The sequence below is a fragment of the Flavobacterium sp. GW821-FHT11G01 genome, from assembly GCF_058808175.1.
Window position 1 is genome coordinate 77,013 of record NZ_JBXARK010000005.1, and the last position, 17,895, is coordinate 94,907.

A 17,895-nucleotide genomic window follows, 5' to 3' on the forward strand; every position below is an offset into this window, starting at 1 on the left:
CTACTTTTCAAAAGCATACACCAAAGTAAAAGTTCCTTCAAAATTATTTGATTTAACTTCCTGATAATGTACATCAAAGTCTTTCACCAAATCATCGAAGTGAAGACTTGCTTGCGTTTGGGCTTTATCTAAAGAAAAATCTTCAACCCAAATATGATCTTTAAAACTGATTCCTTTTTCGTTTCTGATTTTAAAGATTGCTTCTTTTGCACCCCAGATAACGGTAAGCTTTTTAATATATTTCTGTGTAGATTCTGGTTTTAAATAACGGCATTCAAAGTCCGTAAATTTATCAGCAATTTTCTGAATTTTTTCACGCTGCAATTCCATATCAATTCCTACAGTTTCATGGCTAATGATTATAGCCGCAAAATGGTACGAATGTGTAATTGAAATATAATTATGGCAATCAAAATAAGGTTTCCCGAATTCGTCATAATGTAAATCTTTATCTGTAAAACCCATTTCCTGAATCAGCATACGAACACTTAAAAAAGCACGCTGATGCATTTGCGATTTCATTCCGTCCAGTCTTTTTTGTGTTTTTTCTTTCAACACAACTTTACTCAATAATTCTTCGAGAGATTCTGTTATTTCCCAAATTAAAATTTTTGTCGTTTCGTTAAATTGTATAGTCTGAAATAAAGGCATTTTTTAATTATGAATTATGAGTTGTGAATTGTGAATTTTTAAACCATATATGTAATATAAGAAAATATAATTTTAGAATCTAAAAAAATACGCTTAGTAAATTTACGCAATTAGTATAGATAGAGCATTCTAAAGAATCTTTTTTAAATGAACTTATATCACTTATATGGTTTAAAACAATTTACAAACTAACCTTCTAAAGATTAAGAAATTAAAGATTTCACAAATCTTAGAGAAATTAGTAAAATTCAAAAGGTATTCCGTAAATTTGCAAAAAATTTACAATTATACAAATATAATATAAATGAGTACTACAACTACGCCATATGTGGCTTTCAAAGTAAAAGACATTTCTCTAGCGGCTTGGGGAAGAAAAGAAATTGAACTAGCTGAAGCTGAAATGCCAGGTTTAATGGCACTTCGTGCTGAATATAAAGATGAACAACCTCTTGCAGGTGCACGTATCGCTGGATGTTTACACATGACGATTCAAACTGCAGTTTTGATCGAAACTTTAATCGCTCTTGGTGCTGAAGTTACTTGGTCTTCTTGTAACATTTTCTCTACTCAGGATCAGGCTGCTGCAGCTATTGCTGCTGCAGGAATTCAGGTTTACGCTTGGAAAGGTCTTGATGAGCAATCATTTGACTGGTGTATTGAGCAAACTTTATTCTTTGGTGAAGACAGAAAACCATTAAACATGATTTTGGATGATGGTGGAGATTTAACAAATATGGTTATTGATCGTTTCCCAGAATTGGTTCCTGGAATTAAAGGTTTATCTGAAGAAACTACAACTGGTGTTCACAGACTTTACGAAAGAGTAAAAGCTGGAACTTTACCAATGCCTGCTATCAATATTAACGACTCTGTTACTAAATCTAAATTTGATAACAAATACGGTTGTAAAGAATCTGCTGTAGATGCAGTTCGTCGTGCAACTGACTTAATGTTAGCTGGGAAAAGAGTAATCGTTTGTGGATATGGTGACGTTGGAAAAGGAACTGCTGCTTCTTTTAGAGGTGCAGGATCTATTGTAACAGTTACTGAAATCGATCCAATTTGTGCTTTACAAGCTGCAATGGACGGTTATGAAGTTAAAAAATTAAACACTGTAATTGCTAATGCTGATATCATCATTACAACTACAGGAAATAAAGATATCGTTCTTGGAGAGCACTTCGAGCAAATGAAAGACAAGACTGTTGTTTGTAACATCGGTCACTTCGATAACGAAATTGATATGGCTTGGTTGAACAAAAACCACGGTGCATCTAAAATCGAAATCAAACCTCAGGTTGACAAATATACTATCGCTGGAAAAGATATCATCATTTTGGCTGAAGGTCGTTTAGTAAACCTTGGTTGTGCTACAGGACACCCAAGTTTTGTAATGAGTAACTCATTTACAAACCAAACTTTGGCTCAAATCGAATTATGGAAAAACAGCGCTGCTTACAACAATGACGTTTACATGTTACCAAAACATTTAGATGAAAAAGTTGCTGCTTTACACTTAGCTAAATTAGGAGTTGAATTGGAAACTTTACGTGACGATCAGGCTGCTTACATTGGTGTTCCGGTTGAAGGTCCATTCAAACCAGAATACTACAGATACTAAATAAATTTTAGATTTCTGAATTTAGATTTTAGATTTCTTTATATATCAAACCCGACAGATTTTAAAAACCTGTCGGGTTTTCTGTTTTTTAAATAATAAATGGCTCCCTATTTTAGGAACAAAAAAAGATTTCTATCAAAAAATATACTTTTTTAAGAATAACTGCTTAATTTTAAGAATCCAAATAAGTCCTTATTTCTCAACTACATAAACATTGTAAACTTGAAAAAAACATCTTATTTATTCGTCTTCTTTTTTTTATTGTGTCTTCCACAAATTATTTTTTCTCAGGAAAAAAAGCCTAAAGTCGTATTAGTTTTAAGCGGCGGCGGCGCAAAAGGAATTGCACATATTCCACTTTTGCAAAAATTAGACTCTTTAAATATTGTTCCAGATCTTATTGTTGGAAATAGTATGGGAAGCGTCATTGGAGGCCTATATGCCATGGGATATTCTGGTGATAGCATTGAAAAATTAACCAAAAGTATTAATTGGGATAAATTACTCGGCGGCGGCCAGTCATTAAAATCAGTAAGTGTAGAAGAAAAAAGAGAATTTCAGAGATATTTAGTTGGAATAGGAATTAAAGACAAAAAACTAAACAGTATTGGCTCTCTTTTAAATGATCAAAATTTAAGAGAATATCTTTCCGTATTAACCTACCCTGTATATAATATTAGAGATTTTGACAGCCTTCCTATTCCGTTTCGAGCCATGGCAACCGATTTGTCAGAAGGAAAAGAGGTTATTTTAAGCAAAGGAAGTTTAGCATATGCCATGAGAGCCAGTATGTCATTGCCCGCTATTTTCAAACCCATGTCTTATGAAAAAACAATATTAGTAGACGGAGGCGTTTTGAATAATTTCCCAACAGATGTTGCCAAACAAATGGGCGCTGATATTATTATTGGAAGTGATGTTGGTGGCGGATTGGAATCAATAGACAAACTGAATAATGTTATCACAATACTAACGCAAACCAGTATGTTTCCGAGTAATATTAAGAATCCTGAAAATCGCAAACTCTGCGACATTTTAGTTGATCACCTGCCAAACCTTCGTTTTTCTACTGCTGATTTTGCAGATAGCGAGGAAATTTACAAAGACGGTAAAATTGCAACAAATCAAAATCTTCCGGCATTAATTGCATTAGCAGAAAAATTAAAAGGCTATCCACAACGAATTCACAAATTACCACAGATGCCCTCAGAAATTATTCTTGATACGATTGTTTACAAAAACATCAGTCCGGAAAATATGCCTTTGGTCATAGGAAGAACAAATCTTAAAACACATACAAAATATACCACCAAAGATTTAATTGATGGCATTAACAGGGCCATGGGAACCAATCTTTTTGAAGAGATTACATACAGCTATTTCGTTAAAAATGGTGACAAACTGGGAATTACAATATTTGGACATGAACGTGCCAAAAACCAACTCAACACCTCAATACATTATGACACTTACAGAGGTGTCGGAATTATTTTTAATTACACTGGAAGAAATATTCTTGCAGACGCATCCCGACTTCTTATAACTGCAGATATTGCAGAACAGCCAAAAGTGAGAATCAATTATCAGAAAAATTTTGGAGGAAACAGAGAATGGTGGTGGGCATCTGAACTTTATGGAGCCTTTTTAAGGCAAGAAATTTACATCGGTGGAAAAGCATCAGACAATATACTTTATAACGCTTTTGAATTCAACAATGAGGTTAACAGAAATTTGAATTCTCTGAAAAGTTATTTTGGTTTTGGCCTAAACTACAGCTACACCAATTTAAAACCAAAATACGACAGAGAATACAATCCAAACTCCGTCAGCATAAACAACTACAGCTTTAATAATATCGAATTCAATATGCATTATTCTTATAATGACATGGATAAAGTTTACTTTGCTACAAACGGAACCATTATAAAATCAAATGTATCACGATCATTCCTTACCGATATTGAAGCCTCTTTTTCTGATCCAGACCTAACAAGTGTTTCCGGTTCAACCAATGGCTACACAAAATTTGGCTTTGGTATTGAAAAGAGAGTATCCTTAAAAAAGAAAATTACAGGAATCGTCGGGTTTGATTCTTATTTTATTTTTCAGGATAAACTTAAAAATGATCAAATTCCGTTTTCAGGATTTGGTTATGCTTCAAAATATTTCTTAGGCGGTATTATTCCGAGTTCTGGCAGTAATCGTTTTTCATTTCCGGGTCTGCATGAAGACGAACTCAACGTTACACAATATATGGGCGTTAAACTTGCATCTCAAATAAATCTTATCGGAAAAATTTATCTCACTCCGCATTTTAATATTGCTACTGTAGGTTTTGACACCTTTGACGATTATATAGATCATGCACTTAGTCCAAAAGGAAATTGGGATGATAATATCGAACCAAGCCTTGTAATATCAGGAGGAGCTGCTATTTCCTATCAGTCTATTTTAGGCCCAATCCATTTTGATACTTCATGGATCAATAATATCGACAAAGTAAGATTGTTTTTTAGCGTAGGATTGTCACTCAACCCGTAGTAAATTTTAAAGTCATTTTTTTAAATCTAAAATCACAAATCTAAATTCTAAAATAATTAGGGCGTGCCATAATTTAAAAAAAGGCCTAAATATGCTTTGCGCGCATTAGGCCTTTTCTTAAATCATGTCGGGCTATCCGGGCTACTTCGGTAGCTTCCTCCTATCCCTCACGCAGTCGAAATCACAAAAACCTCTCAAGTCTATTCTTTTACAATCAACATACTTTTCACATCTCACTTCAAAACAAAGATTAACTTTGTAAAAATATGAAATATGAAAAACTTCTTCTTTCTGGGAATTGCCATAATTTTCGAAATCATAGCAACTTCGGCATTAAAAAAATCTTCAGAATTTACTAAATTAATTCCAAGTATTATTACCGTTATCGGGTATTGAGGTGCTTTTTATTGTTTAAGTTTTGCGATCAGAACTATTCCAGTAGGTTTTGCTTACGCCATTTGGTCTGGCGTCGGGATTGTTTTAATTACAGCAATTGGTGCTATTTTCTTCAAAGAAATACCAGATTTGCCAGCGATAATTGGGCTGAGTTTGATTGTAATTGGTGTTATTGTAATTAATGTTTTTTCTAAAACAGTTGCGCATTAATTTCTAACTTTATGAAGTAAGTTTCATAAAGAGGTTAAATAATTTGTTTCAGGTTTCAGGTTTGTGCGGAACTTGAAACTTGAAACCTGAAACAAAACAAACAAAAACCTATTTCCGCAAGTTTCGGATTTTATTCCCGCAGAAACCAAACGATCTTTGTATTATAAAATGGAATAAAAATGAACACACAAGAAACCATTAATTATAATCGGATCGCAGAAGCTATCGATTATATCAAAGCAAATTTTAAAGAGCAACCCAATCTTGATGAGGTTGCGGAGAAAGTGCATTTGAGTCCGTTTCACTTTCAGAGGCTTTTTAGCGATTGGGCAGGCACAAGTCCAAAGAAATTTTTGCAGTATACCAGTTTGGAACACGCGAAGAAATTACTTAAAGAAAATCAGGCAACTATTTCTGAAACAGCTTACGAAACTGGGCTTTCAGGAACCAGCCGCCTTCATGATTTATTCGTCAACATTGAAGGAATGACTCCGGCAGAATACAAAAATGGTGGGAAAAATTTGGAAATTAATTTCAGTTTTGCCGAAAGTCCGTTTGGGAATATTATTGTCGCTTCAACCCAAAAAGGCATTTGTTTTATGGCTTTCGCCGAAAACGAAGAAACTGGTTTTCACGATTTAAAAAACAAATTTCCAAACGCAACATTCTCTCGAAAACTGGATTTAGTACAACAAAATGCTCTTTTTATTTTCCAAAATGACTGGAGTAAATTATCTGAAATAAAACTTCATTTAAAGGGTACCGATTTTCAATTGAAAGTTTGGGAAACGCTACTAAAAATTCCGATGGGACAACTTTCAACTTACGGTTCCATTGCACAAAAAATAGAAAAACCAAACGCTTTCAGAGCAGTAGGAACAGCTATTGGAAGTAATCCGGTTGCGTTTTTAATTCCGTGTCATCGCGTCATTCAATCTTCAGGAACTTTTGGCGGTTATATGTGGGGAAACACACGTAAAACGGCTATAATTGGCTGGGAAGGCGCGCAACTAAATCCGTAGTTTTTTCCGCCACGAATTCACGAATTAAAATAATTCTATTCGCATAGATTTTAAAAAATAATTCGTGAATTCGTGGCGGAAAAAAAATCACAATCTAAATCATTATGCAAAATATACAATCAAAAATTGCTTCTCAAAATTGGGAAAGCATCACCGAATCTATGCACGAAAATGGATTTGCAATCATTTCAAATTTACTTAATAACGAACAATGCGAAGATTTAAAATTCGATTATGATAATCCAAATTTATATCGCAAAACAGTTGTTATGGAACGTTATCGGTTTGGTTTGGGCGAATATAAATATTTTAATTATCCTTTGCCGGATCTAATTCAAAACATTCGTTCAGCCATTTATCCAAAGCTGGCTCCAATTGCAAATTTGTGGATGAAAGTCTTAAATATAGATACTATTTTTCCAGAAACGCACGAAAAATTATTAGCACAATGTCACGCTAACAATCAACTAAAAGCAACTGTTTTAATTTTAAAATATGGTAAAAGTGGTTTTAATACTTTGCATCAGGATTTATACGGAGATGTTTATTTTCCTATTCAAATAGTACTTTTTCTAAACGAACCCGATGAAGATTTTACGGGAGGCGAATTTGTTCTAACGCAACAAACACCAAGAGCGCAATCGAAAGCGATTGTTTTAAAACCTAAAAAAGGCGATGTTTTGATTTTTACCACCAATTTTAAACCTGTAAAAGGTTCAAAAGGATATTATCGCGTGAATATGAAACATGGTGTTAGTGAGATTCATTCGGGCGAGCGACATACATTGGGAATTATATTTCATGATGCGTTATCGTAAAAAAACCAACGCATCGTATATCGTAGAGGCGCACAGCAGTGCGTCTCCGCAAAGATTGTCAACAAAGATTTTCACGGAAATACGTGACGTTAGACGCACTGCTGTGCGCCTCTACGATAAAAAATATCCATTTAAATAAAATGATAAAACATATTGAAATATCCGATTCAGATCTTCGCATTAAAATTAAAAATGCGGAAATTTGTTTCGGTGGAAACCAAAAACTAAAAATCTACGGAACACTAAAATGCAGTTCAGGAAAAAGAATGAAACGCGAAAATCGGGTTTTCTTTTTATCTGAAAACGAAGCCAAACAAAATGGTTTCAGACCTTGCGGGCATTGTATGAAAACCGAATATCAAAACTGGAAAAATGGACTTATTTAATCCTGAAACTGACGAAAACACCAATCTGCTTCCGAAAGATGGAACTGTAAATTATTATGGAAAATTATTCTCCAGAGAAGATTCAAATCATTATCTAGACATTCTATTGAATACTATTGAATGGAAAAATGACGAAGCCATCATCTTTGGAAAATTAATTTTAACCAAACGAAAAGTAGCCTGGTATGGCGATCAGGAATTTGAATATACTTATTCGAACACCACTAAAAAAGCACTTCCGTGGACAGCAGAACTTTTGGAATTAAAAAAAATTATGGAAGAAAAAACGGGAGAAACTTTCAACTCCTGTTTGCTTAATTTATACCATTCCGGTGACGAAGGAATGGCTTGGCACAGCGATGCAGAAAAAGATTTAAAAAAGAATGGCGCTATTGGTTCTGTAAGTTTTGGCGCTGAACGTAAGTTTGCCTTCAAACATAAAGAAACCAAAGAAGTTGTTTCCTTAATTCTGGAACATGGAAGCTTATTAGTAATGAAAGATGAAACACAAACACATTGGCTGCATCGTTTGCCTCCAACCAAAACAACTTTAAAACCTCGCGTAAATTTGACTTTCAGGACGATTGTCAGATAAAGAATTACTTCTTTTTTGAAATTACATTTTCATAAGATCGTATCAAAGCATCTTCAAACATTTCAGGTCTTACTTTTGAAAGTTCGACAATTGTCCAACCTTGTTTTCCCCACTTATTGGGAATTGGATAAAAAATCATTTCACTTGAAGCACAAAAAACAGATTGATCGATTTCGTTTAATTTTAAAACTGCACGATTATTCTTTTCATCAAAAGTGGCAAAGATTTTCTTTTTGACACGAAATGAGGTTTTCTCAAAATGAGGTTCTTCAGTAGCATTTGGAAAAGACATGGCTATTTTTCTAAAAGTTTCAATTGAGACCATAATCGCTATTTTTAAAGTTAAACTCTAATTTTCACCAACCTTGATTTAATCCATTTTTAAGAACTTCTTCGTATTTATCTTTATCAAAAGTATACAAATTTGGTGCTTTGTGCGCGACGTTGCTTTTCTTTTCGTCCAGTTTTGTCAGGATTCCAATGTTAGTTATTTTTCGGAGAAAATTTCTTCTGTCTAATTTTTTATCCAAGATTGTTTCATATAATTTTTGAAGTTCCGGAATGGTAAATTTCTCTGGCAATAAATTGTATCCAACAGGCATTAGATTCAGTTCCGTTCTTAAAGTATCTAAAGCTTTATCGAGGATTTCCTTATGATCCAGGATAAGTTCCGGTACTTCTTTATGATCAATCCATTCAATCACTTCATCTTTATTGGCCGGCTTCGGAATTGTTTTTAAAAAATCAACTAAGGCATAGTAACCAATTGTTACAAAACGACGCATCAGCCATTTACCTTTTTCTTCTTCTATCTTTAAATATTCTAAGATTTTTTTATCAAAGTGCTGCTCATTTCGTTTTACTTTTCCAAAAGTTGCAAATTGTCTTAAAAAAATACCTTCAACCCCAGTTCTTTCATTTAAAACTGTGACCGCGGCCGTATCAATATCCTGGTCAATTGGAATAAATCCACCTGGCAAAGACCAAGTTTGACTATGTGGCACCTTAATCAGCAAAACCTTAAGCTGATTATCGTGAAAGCCAAAAATCACACAGTCAATTGACAATCCTGGCTGATAATTTTCATTATTTTCTACAATGTCTTTTAACATTCAATTTCAATTAAATACAACTTTCGTACTTCAAATTATCTCGCAATGTAATTCATTTTTATAAAATGGAAGCATTTTTCCTCCAATACAAAAACTTCATACATAAAAACAACTTGTTAATAAAGAAGTGTATGCACCACAATTTTAACTTAAAATTAAAATGCAATTTAAAAAAAATAAGTACATTGCGTCATAATAACACAATTAAAAAATATTTGTTATTTTTTCAAATAAAAAGTAAGAATAATTTTATATTTATATCATTTAAGAAAAGAAAAAAGTTAGTGCAAGAGATATGAGTACCAATCCGTTAAAAAATATAAATCAAAAAATCAGAACCAAAATCTGGACTTCATTCGGATTTGTTTCTAAAACATATCTTTTAGAAGAATCAATAAAATATAGTCAGCAACAGGAAAAAATTTTCAACCAAATGATTGTTGAAAATAATGCTAAAGATAAAAAAGCAAAACGCGAAGCATTTGATAAAGCGTTATATGCAACTTATAAAGGAATTGGCGCTATGGATTTTATAAATACAGTTTTGAAATAATTCAAAACCTTTATAAAATCCATAACGCCAATTTTAATTGACTTCTTTTATTGTACTAATTCAAAGTCAGATCTTAGTTTAATATCTGCTGACGAAGCTCCAATCATTACTTCGAAATCTCCCGGTTCAGCCACCCATTCTAATTTATTATTATAGAAAGAAAGTTTTTCTTTGTCAATTGTAAATTCGATTGTTTTAGATTCTCCCGCATTTAATTTTACTTTTTGAAAATCTCTCAATTCTAAAACTGGTCTTACAACAGATCCGAATTTATCTTTTAAATACAGCTGCACCACTTCTTCTCCGGCAACTTTTCCAACATTTGATAATTGAAAAGAAACTTTAATGGTTTCATTACTTTTTATTTTTGTTGAAGAAAGTTTCAAACCAGAATAATCAAATTTTGTATAACTCAAACCGTATCCGAAAGGAAATTTAGGAGAGTTTTTCAAATCAATATAAGCCGAAACATAATTTTTTGAATCTTCATTTTTAGCTGGTCTTCCAGTACTAAAATGATTGTAATAAATTGGCACTTGCCCAACTTCTCTCGGGAAAGTCATAGGTAATTTTCCAGACGGATTGTAATCTCCAAATAAAACATTGGCGATTGCGTTTCCAGCTTCAGTTCCTAACCACCAAGTATATACAATTGCAGGAACATTATCAGCAGTCCAGTTAAAAATAAGTGGTCTTCCGGCATTTACTAAAACTACAACTGGTTTTCCTGTCGCCTGAATCGCTTTCACTAAATCTTCCTGAACACCTGGCAAATGAAGATCACTTCTACTTTTTGCTTCACCACTCATGTCGTGTCTTTCACCAATACTCAAAATTACAACATCAGCCTGTTGAGCAGTTGCAACAGCTTCAGCAAAACCATCTTTATTGTCTCCGGTAACTTCACAACCTTTAGCATAAAGCAGTTTGGTATTTTTACCCACTTTATTTTGCAAACCGTCCCATTGCGAAACAACCCATTTATCGTAATTTAGATCTGGCAATTCAACAGACCAAAATCCCATATTGGCTTTGTATTCTTTTACCATTGGCCCAATAAATGCAATTGTTTTTAAGTTTTTAGAAAGTGGTAAAGTCTGGTTTTCATTCTTTAATAAAACGATACTTTTCTCCGCTACTTCAAGAGCCGCTTTTCTGTTTTCAGGATTGTTTAAAGCTTTTTCAGCTCTTTTATCATCTGAATATTTATAAGGATCATCAAATAAACCTAATTCGAATTTCTTGCGAAGAATACGTTTTACAGCGTCATCGACCAAATCAATAGAAACTCTTCCTTCTTTAACCAATTCTGCTAAATTATATCGATAAGCATTGCTTTCCATGTCCATATCACTTCCGGCAGTAATTGCCGAGTAAGCAGCTTCTTTAAGGTTTTTTGAATAACCGTGTGCTACCATTTCTCCAATAGAACCCCAGTCTGAAACTACAAATCCCTGAAAGTTCCATTTCCCTTTAAGGATATCACGCTGTAAATGTGCATTTCCGGTTGCAGGAACTCCATTTAAATCATTAAATGAATTCATAAATGTTGCAGCACCAGCATCTAAAGCCGCTTTAAAAGGAGGCAAATAAGTTTCAAGCAACATTCTTTCGCTCATATCAACTGAGTTATAATCTCTTCCTCCAACACCTGCACCATAAGCTGCAAAGTGTTTTACGCAAGCCATAACAGAATTTAAATCTCCCAATTTATTTCCCTGAAAACCTTTTACTCTTGCATAAGCAATTTTAGAACCTAAGTAAGTATCTTCTCCGGCACCTTCCATAACTCTTCCCCAACGCGGGTCACGCCCGATGTCAACCATTGGAGCAAATGTCCAGTGAATACCGCTTGCAGCAGCTTCTGTCGCCGCAACTCTTGCTGCTAATTCAATTGCTTGTAAATCCCAGCTTGCCGCTTCTGCTAACGGGATTGGAAATGTTGTTTTGTAACCATGAATAACATCTTGTCCGAATAACAAGGGAATTTTAAGACGAGATTGCATCGCTAATTCCTGATACTGTCTCGTATATTTTGTTCCGATGATATTCAGCATCGAACCTATTAAACCCTGTTTGATTTCAGTTTGTTTGTTTGGGTTTATGGTAATTGGCCCTGTTGCCTGATTATCTCCTGTATATTGATTAAGCTGACCTATTTTTTCTTCAATAGTCATTTTTTTCAATAGAGCATTTACTTTCTGGTCTATTGTTTCCTGCTGAGCGACCGCAAAAAACGATACCATCAACAAGGTAAATGTGGTTAATTTCTTCATGAATTTAATTTTGATTACCAAACGTAAGTTGCAACTGCACCAGCGTTTAAAGTAGTTGAAATTTGTTTTTGATTGTATTTAATATTGAATGTTTCTGCTGCAGTTCCGTCATTTTCAACAATTACAACAATTTGTCCTGATGGTGTTTTGAAAGCAACATTATGTAAGTTTCCAGCGATATTACTTCCGATTCTTACTGATCCTTCAGGAACAAATTTTGAAGCATGACCAATAATATAATAGCCTACTTCTCTTTTGATATTCTGAGCCTGATCGATCATCAATGCACCTTTACAAGTTGAACAACCGCCTGGTGTAAATGGCTTGTAGTATTCGTCATTTGCCAATCCCCATGAAAGAGCGTTTTTACTCCAATTTCTCATTGAACCAATCACCACATTTTTCACACTCCATTTCAAATCATTTTCAAAACTGTTTTTTGATCCTGTATATTGTTCTGTAAAGTATAAGTCTTTGTTTGGAAATGCATTGTGAACTGTTGTTAACGCACTAATATCACCTTCGTACAAGTGAAAAGCAGAACCAGTAACAAATGGATTCGCTTTTGCATCTTTTAAGATAGTCAATGGGTATTCTGGCTTATTGCAATTATGATCGTAAACAATAATTTTAGTTTTAATTCCTGCGGCCTTAAATGCTGGTCCTAAATTATTTCCGATAAAATCTGCTTGTTGTTCCGCCAACATCAACATACTAGGATTATTTCCCGGATGCAAAGGTTCATTTTGAGGCGTTATTGCATCAATTACAATTCCCTGAGCCTTCATTGCCTGAATATATTTTACAAAATACTCGGCATAAACCTGATAATATTTTGGTTGTAAACTTCCTCCTTTTGAGCTTCCGTTGTCTTTCATCCAAACTGGCGGAGACCACGGAGAACCCATAATTTTTATCTTAGGATTAATTGCTAAAATGTCTTTTAAAACTGGCACCACATCTTTTAAATCCGGACCAAGATTAAATTTTTCTAATTTTAAATCGGTTTGGCCTTCCGGCATATCATCATACGAAAAAACAGTTTCATTCAAATCAGAAGCTCCAATGCTAATTCTTAAATAACTCAAACCGATCGCATCTTCTTTTCTGGAAAAGAGCTCTTGCAGCAATGCTTCTCTTTTCGCTTTATCCAATTTTAAAATTGCCTGAGCACTTCCTCCTGTTAAAGAAAATCCGAAACCTTCGATAGTCTGAAATTTCTGAGAAGCGTCAACTGAAATAGTTTGGTTTGAATTCGTTTCTGAATTAAAAACCAAATCATTTTGCTTTTGCAATTTTGATGATTCATCTGTAGTTGTTATCCAGGATTCAGCTTTACCAGAATTCGCAACTGCATTTTTTGAAGATCCACATTTTATTTGAACTGCGATAAGAGGCAGTAAAAGTAAAATTTGAAGTTTTTTGTTGATGTTTTTCATTTTAATCGATTTCTATTAAGACAGGTAAATGATCTGAAGGATATTTTAAATCTTTAGAATCACTTAGAACTGCGTGTTTTTCAATTTTTAATCCACTATTTTTAGATACAAAAATGTAATCTATTAATAATGTCACTGGTTTATCATGTTTAAAACCGTTGAAGGTTCCTGATGGTCCAAAAGGCTTTTCTTTAGAAACCTCCTGCGTATCATCCATAACCTTTTTTATTTCAGCAATTTGTGGCGTATTGGGTTCTGAATTAAAATCTCCCATTAAAAAAACAGGATATTTTTTCGCATTAATGGCTGCTATTTTTGCCAAAACCAACTGAACACCTTTTATTCTTGCTTCATTTCCAATATGATCGAGATGCAGATTAAAAACCCAAAATACCTTTTTTGTTTTTACATCTTTAAATAAGCCATAGGTACAAACTCTGTTACATGCACCATCCCAGCCTTTGGAAACAACATCTGGTGTTTCTGACAGCCAAAATGTATTTGTTTCCTGTACTTTAAAACGATCTTTTTTGTAATAAATCGTAGCAGCTTCACCTGTTCCTCCTTCCTCTCTTCCAATTCCAAATTTGGTATAAATGGGCAAAGCCGAAGCAATATCAGCCACTTGATTTGGCAAAGCTTCCTGAACTCCAAAAATATCAGGACTATAAAATTGTATTTGAGATGTAAAATAATCCTTTCTGTTTGGCCATGCATTTTCACCATCCGAAGCAACATCTAAACGAATGTTATAGGTCATTAACTTTAAATTCTGACCAAAGAATGAACCGCTTACAAAAAGCAGGAATACTACTAAAATAACTTTATTTAACTTTTTCATGTTTTAAAAATTTTAATCTCATAAAGCTAGGTTTTCCTAGGATTTATTGAAAAAAATTAACTCCAAAAAGAATGTTAATTAAATATTCTTCTATAATTAAAATCAAATTAGCCATGCTTTTTTTTAGTTTTCCTTATAAAATTTTATAGCCTTAACTTATTTTTTAGCCTCATAAAAATCTAAATAATTCAAATTAAAACCTCCTTTTTCAAAAACCACTTTGATTTTATTTGTTCCGGCATTTAAATTTACTCCAGATAAAATAATAGTTTTCCATTTGTCATTTCCTCCAGTTGCAGGAAGTATAATCGATTCTGATTTTTTTCCGTCAGCAGTTTCAAAATGAAGTTTTCCTTCTGAATTCTCACTTGAATAGCGAATAGCAACTTTGTATGTATTTTGCTTTTTAACTTCTGAAGTAAATTGCAACCATTCTCCATCCTCAATAAAAGAAACCTGATAACCATTTGATACCGAATCTTTACATGGTAAAATATCTACACCATCATTTCTCATGGTATTTCCCTTATTCCATTCGTCGAAATTTCCGGTTGCTACTCTGTAATTCACAAAATCTTTATCAGAATACGCATATCCATTTGTACCCAAGTCATATTGTGTTGCACTAATTTTTCCAGGAATTACATGTTTTTTGTATGCTTTAGTATCATTTGTCTGAACTTGTCTGAACATCGCATCAATAACATCTGGCTTAACGGTTACGTTTTCCATTTTGTAATTATCAGCCATTTTCATCAAGGTTTTTTTAGCAAAATCTTCTGATGGTTTTTGCCCGCCATCTTTCCAATATTTTAGAAGAATATCATATTCCGGAATTTTTGTAACCGAAGTCACTCCCGCAATATTTTCAATTTTTTTCATCGGCCAAAAAGCCCACCCAATATTATTGGTTTCCATTAAAGTAAGTACGTCTTTGAACCAAACGTTAGAATTTTCTCCGCTTTCTCCCAACCAAATTGGAACGTTGTATTGCGTTCTGTAATCCACCATTTTCTGGATAGATGCTTTGTCATTGTAATTCCAATATTTATGGAAGCTCAACACCATATTTTCATCCCATAAAGGAAAAATTCCATTATAATTATTTCCCCAGCAATTTCCTTCGATAATTACCATGTGATTGGTATCAACTTCACGAATTGCTTTTGTAACTGCTACCAACAAATCTCTTAAAGGTCCGTTTGAATTTTCGTCGCAACCATTTTTATTTGTTCCGGTAAAATTCCAGTTTGGTTCATTAATAATGTCGTAAGCTCCAATCCACGGATTATCTCTATAACGAGAAGCCAATTTTTTCCATAAAGCAATCATTTTTTTCTGATTGGCTTCACTTTGCCATAAAGCTGGTTTAGTCGTATCATAATCAGAAATTGCAGCATCATTTCCTTGTCCTCCCGGAGCTGCATGCAAATCTAAAATCAGGTACATTTTATTTTCGGCACACCATTTCAATAAATTATCAGTTATTGTAAAACCTTCTTCAATCCAGGTAATTTCACCATTTTTTTCTTCCTGAATGGATGGTGTGTACAAGTTATAATGCATTGGTAAACGAACCGAATTGAAACCCCATGCGGCCAACGAATCGATATCACGTTTTGTGATTCCGTTTGCTTTGTAAGCTGCATAGAATTCTTTTGTGCCTTTTTCTCCGGCAACTTCCTGAATTTTTTGTTTGATTTTATATTGCGGACTTGCAAATGGCTGTGTTTGCAACATATACCCTTCCTGCACCATCCAACCGCCGAGACCAAGACCTCTTAATATTATATTTTTACCGTTTCCGTCAACAATATTTTGTCCATCTCTATGTAAAAAACCCTGCCCGAAAGTTGTAATCGAAAGCAAAAGTTGTATAGCTATAATTATTTTTTTCATTTGAAAAATGATTTATTTTGTCTTATAAATTATCTGGCTATTTCCATGTATAAGTACCAACTGATCCACCTTCTAGTGATGTTGCTACCCATTTATCTTTGAATTTGATATTGAAGAATTCTATTGCTGACCCATCATTTTCAACAATTAAAACTTTTGAACCTGATGGTGTAATAAAAGCTACGTTTTGAAGATTTCCACTGATGTTACTTGCAATTCTAACAGAACCTGCCGGAACAAATTTTGATGCATGAGCAATAATATAATAGGCTACATTTCGTTGAAAACTATCACTACTATTTATTGTTAAAGCTCCTTTACATTCGGTACAACCACCATCAGTATGTGGACCGAAATTAACATTGTTTGCCAAATTCCATTCTAATGCATTTCTACTCCAATTACGCATTGAACCGATTATAACATTTTTAAGATGCCATTTTAAATCACCATTAAAACTACCAGTAGAAGATGTCCATTGTTCAGTGAAATACAGGTTTTTTGCCGGGTAAGCGTTGTAAACATCTGATAATGCACTGATATTTCCAGCATACAAATGAAAAGCCGATCCGTCGACAAAAGGATATGCACCAGCATCTGCTAAAATTGTTTTTGGATAATCTGATACATCGCAGTTATGATCGTATGTAATAATTTTGGTTGTAATATTTGCAGCTTTAAATGCAGGTCCTAAATTATTTTTAATAAAATTAGCCTGCTCCAAAGCGGTCATTACCATACTTGGTGTATTTAATGGATTTAAAGGCTCATTTTGAGGCGTGATCGCATCAATCACAATTCCTTCAGCCTTCATTTGTTGAATATACTTCACAAAATATTTAGCATACACATCATAATATTGAGTTTGTAATTTCCCTCCTTTAAAATTATTTTGATTTTTCATCCAAAGCGGTGCAGACCAAGGTGTCGCTAAAATTAATATCTTCGGATTGATCACCAGAATTTCTTTCAAAAGGGCAATTACACTATTTTTATCTTTATCTAAAGAGAATTTTGACAACTCTAAATCGGTATCGCCATTAGGAATATCATCATAGGTAAAAGTAGTTGAATGCAGATCAGATGCTCCAATACTAATCCTGATATAATTTATTCCAATTGAATTTTCACCTGAACCAAATAATTCTTGTAATAGAGCAGCCTTTTTTGACGCATTTAACTGATTGATAACGTCAGCGCTTCCACCTGTTAATGTGTATCCAAAACCATCTATCGTTTGATATTTCTGAGTCTCATTGACTTCAATTGAAGCATAGGTGTTAGAAGTTGTATTAAATCCTAAAATACCAGATTGCTTTGCCAGTAGAATACTTTGATCTCCTTTAGTCAGCCAAAAATCAACATCATTGGTTACGACAGGCGGTGTCACCGGAGGCGTAACTGGAGGTGGATCTGTAGCATCATTTGAAGAAGAGCACTTTAACTGAGCGAAGATCGCCAAAGAAAAGAAAAGTACTTTTATAGTGGTTTTAAGATTTAATTTCATTTTTGTGGTTTTTGGTTTTTGGTTAGTC

The 17,895-nt window shown here is 33.8% G+C and carries 15 protein-coding genes and 1 pseudogene; 8 read left to right on the forward strand and 8 right to left on the reverse strand.

The features are described from left to right. Entirely contained in the window at nt 1-651 is a 651-nt protein-coding gene (locus AC1RRN_RS11060) for a 4'-phosphopantetheinyl transferase family protein (protein WP_492967360.1), read from the reverse strand. Between the two features lie 304 nt (nt 652-955). Between AC1RRN_RS11060 and ahcY the strand changes: the two genes are divergently transcribed. From ahcY to AC1RRN_RS11095, 7 genes and pseudogenes are all read left to right on the forward strand, one after another. Further along, nucleotides 956-2,272, forward strand: a complete 1,317-nt coding sequence (gene ahcY, locus AC1RRN_RS11065; RefSeq protein WP_026983772.1) for an adenosylhomocysteinase — start codon at nt 956-958, stop codon at nt 2,270-2,272. 222 nt (nt 2,273-2,494) lie between these two features. Continuing rightward, entirely contained in the window at nt 2,495-4,813 is a 2,319-nt protein-coding gene (locus tag AC1RRN_RS11070) for a patatin-like phospholipase family protein (RefSeq protein ID WP_492967361.1), read from the forward strand. A 273-nt stretch (nt 4,814-5,086) separates the two neighbouring features. Beyond that, nucleotides 5,087-5,419 (forward strand): annotated as a pseudogene (locus AC1RRN_RS11075) (DMT family transporter). A gap of 179 nt (nt 5,420-5,598) precedes the next feature. Continuing rightward, nucleotides 5,599-6,441 carry a bifunctional helix-turn-helix domain-containing protein/methylated-DNA--[protein]-cysteine S-methyltransferase gene (locus AC1RRN_RS11080; protein ID WP_492967362.1) on the forward strand — a complete coding sequence of 281 codons (843 nt, stop codon included), beginning with the start codon at nt 5,599-5,601 and terminating at the stop codon, nt 6,439-6,441. Nucleotides 6,442-6,545: 104 nt separating this feature from the next. Next, nucleotides 6,546-7,259, forward strand: coding sequence for a 2OG-Fe(II) oxygenase (locus tag AC1RRN_RS11085; RefSeq protein ID WP_492967363.1), 714 nt, complete (start codon nt 6,546-6,548; stop codon nt 7,257-7,259). A gap of 140 nt (nt 7,260-7,399) precedes the next feature. Continuing rightward, complete coding sequence (locus tag AC1RRN_RS11090) at nt 7,400-7,645, forward strand: Ada metal-binding domain-containing protein (protein ID WP_492967364.1); 246 nt, start codon at nt 7,400-7,402, stop codon at nt 7,643-7,645. Beyond that, nucleotides 7,632-8,240 carry an alpha-ketoglutarate-dependent dioxygenase AlkB family protein gene (locus tag AC1RRN_RS11095; RefSeq protein ID WP_492967365.1) on the forward strand — a complete coding sequence of 203 codons (609 nt, stop codon included), beginning with the start codon at nt 7,632-7,634 and terminating at the stop codon, nt 8,238-8,240. The genes AC1RRN_RS11090 and AC1RRN_RS11095 overlap by 14 nt, the downstream gene beginning before the upstream one ends. 4 nt (nt 8,241-8,244) lie before the next feature. On the opposite strand, the gene AC1RRN_RS11100 is transcribed toward AC1RRN_RS11095, so the two are convergent. After that, nucleotides 8,245-8,565, reverse strand: coding sequence for an MmcQ/YjbR family DNA-binding protein (locus AC1RRN_RS11100; RefSeq protein ID WP_492967366.1), 321 nt, complete (start codon nt 8,563-8,565; stop codon nt 8,245-8,247). Nucleotides 8,566-8,596: 31 nt separating this feature from the next. Continuing rightward, a complete protein-coding gene (locus AC1RRN_RS11105) occupies nt 8,597-9,352 on the reverse strand; it encodes an NUDIX hydrolase (protein ID WP_492967367.1) in 756 nt (251 codons plus the stop codon). Between the two features lie 295 nt (nt 9,353-9,647). Here AC1RRN_RS11105 and AC1RRN_RS11110 point away from each other — a divergent pair, with 295 nt between their 5' ends. Next, nucleotides 9,648-9,905 carry a hypothetical protein gene (locus AC1RRN_RS11110; protein WP_492967368.1) on the forward strand — a complete coding sequence of 86 codons (258 nt, stop codon included), beginning with the start codon at nt 9,648-9,650 and terminating at the stop codon, nt 9,903-9,905. Between the two features lie 47 nt (nt 9,906-9,952). On the opposite strand, the gene AC1RRN_RS11115 is transcribed toward AC1RRN_RS11110, so the two are convergent. From AC1RRN_RS11115 to AC1RRN_RS11135, 5 genes are all read right to left on the reverse strand, one after another. Next, the gene (locus AC1RRN_RS11115; RefSeq protein WP_492967369.1) at nt 9,953-12,181 is read right to left on the reverse strand and encodes a glycoside hydrolase family 3 N-terminal domain-containing protein; all 2,229 of its coding nucleotides are present in this window, start codon (nt 12,179-12,181) and stop codon (nt 9,953-9,955) included. 14 nt (nt 12,182-12,195) lie between these two features. Continuing rightward, entirely contained in the window at nt 12,196-13,620 is a 1,425-nt protein-coding gene (locus tag AC1RRN_RS11120) for a glycoside hydrolase family 30 protein (protein WP_492967370.1), read from the reverse strand. 1 nt (nt 13,621) lies between these two features. After that, nucleotides 13,622-14,461 (reverse strand): endonuclease/exonuclease/phosphatase family protein, encoded by an 840-nt coding sequence (locus tag AC1RRN_RS11125; RefSeq protein WP_492967371.1) that lies wholly within the window; start codon nt 14,459-14,461, stop codon nt 13,622-13,624. A gap of 156 nt (nt 14,462-14,617) precedes the next feature. Further along, nucleotides 14,618-16,360 (reverse strand): cellulase family glycosylhydrolase, encoded by a 1,743-nt coding sequence (locus AC1RRN_RS11130; RefSeq protein WP_492967372.1) that lies wholly within the window; start codon nt 16,358-16,360, stop codon nt 14,618-14,620. Between the two features lie 37 nt (nt 16,361-16,397). Further along, complete coding sequence (locus tag AC1RRN_RS11135; protein WP_492967373.1) at nt 16,398-17,867, reverse strand: glycoside hydrolase family 30 protein; 1,470 nt, start codon at nt 17,865-17,867, stop codon at nt 16,398-16,400. Between the last annotated feature and the right edge of the window lie 28 nt (nt 17,868-17,895).

What these genes read in the sequence shown, in the direction of transcription:
- AC1RRN_RS11060 (WP_492967360.1), bottom strand. Translation starts at nt 651, where the DNA reads ATGCCTTTATTTCAGACTATACAATTTAACGAAACGACAAAAATTTTA.
- ahcY (WP_026983772.1), top strand. Translation starts at nt 956, where the DNA reads ATGAGTACTACAACTACGCCATATGTGGCTTTCAAAGTAAAAGACATT.
- AC1RRN_RS11080 (WP_492967362.1), top strand. Translation starts at nt 5,599, where the DNA reads ATGAACACACAAGAAACCATTAATTATAATCGGATCGCAGAAGCTATC.
- AC1RRN_RS11085 (WP_492967363.1), top strand. Translation starts at nt 6,546, where the DNA reads ATGCAAAATATACAATCAAAAATTGCTTCTCAAAATTGGGAAAGCATC.
- AC1RRN_RS11090 (WP_492967364.1), top strand. Translation starts at nt 7,400, where the DNA reads ATGATAAAACATATTGAAATATCCGATTCAGATCTTCGCATTAAAATT.
- AC1RRN_RS11095 (WP_492967365.1), top strand. Translation starts at nt 7,632, where the DNA reads ATGGACTTATTTAATCCTGAAACTGACGAAAACACCAATCTGCTTCCG.
- AC1RRN_RS11100 (WP_492967366.1), bottom strand. Translation starts at nt 8,565, where the DNA reads ATGGTCTCAATTGAAACTTTTAGAAAAATAGCCATGTCTTTTCCAAAT.
- AC1RRN_RS11105 (WP_492967367.1), bottom strand. Translation starts at nt 9,352, where the DNA reads ATGTTAAAAGACATTGTAGAAAATAATGAAAATTATCAGCCAGGATTG.
- AC1RRN_RS11110 (WP_492967368.1), top strand. Translation starts at nt 9,648, where the DNA reads ATGAGTACCAATCCGTTAAAAAATATAAATCAAAAAATCAGAACCAAA.
- AC1RRN_RS11115 (WP_492967369.1), bottom strand. Translation starts at nt 12,181, where the DNA reads ATGAAGAAATTAACCACATTTACCTTGTTGATGGTATCGTTTTTTGCG.
- AC1RRN_RS11120 (WP_492967370.1), bottom strand. Translation starts at nt 13,620, where the DNA reads ATGAAAAACATCAACAAAAAACTTCAAATTTTACTTTTACTGCCTCTT.
- AC1RRN_RS11125 (WP_492967371.1), bottom strand. Translation starts at nt 14,461, where the DNA reads ATGAAAAAGTTAAATAAAGTTATTTTAGTAGTATTCCTGCTTTTTGTA.
- AC1RRN_RS11130 (WP_492967372.1), bottom strand. Translation starts at nt 16,360, where the DNA reads ATGAAAAAAATAATTATAGCTATACAACTTTTGCTTTCGATTACAACT.
- AC1RRN_RS11135 (WP_492967373.1), bottom strand. Translation starts at nt 17,867, where the DNA reads ATGAAATTAAATCTTAAAACCACTATAAAAGTACTTTTCTTTTCTTTG.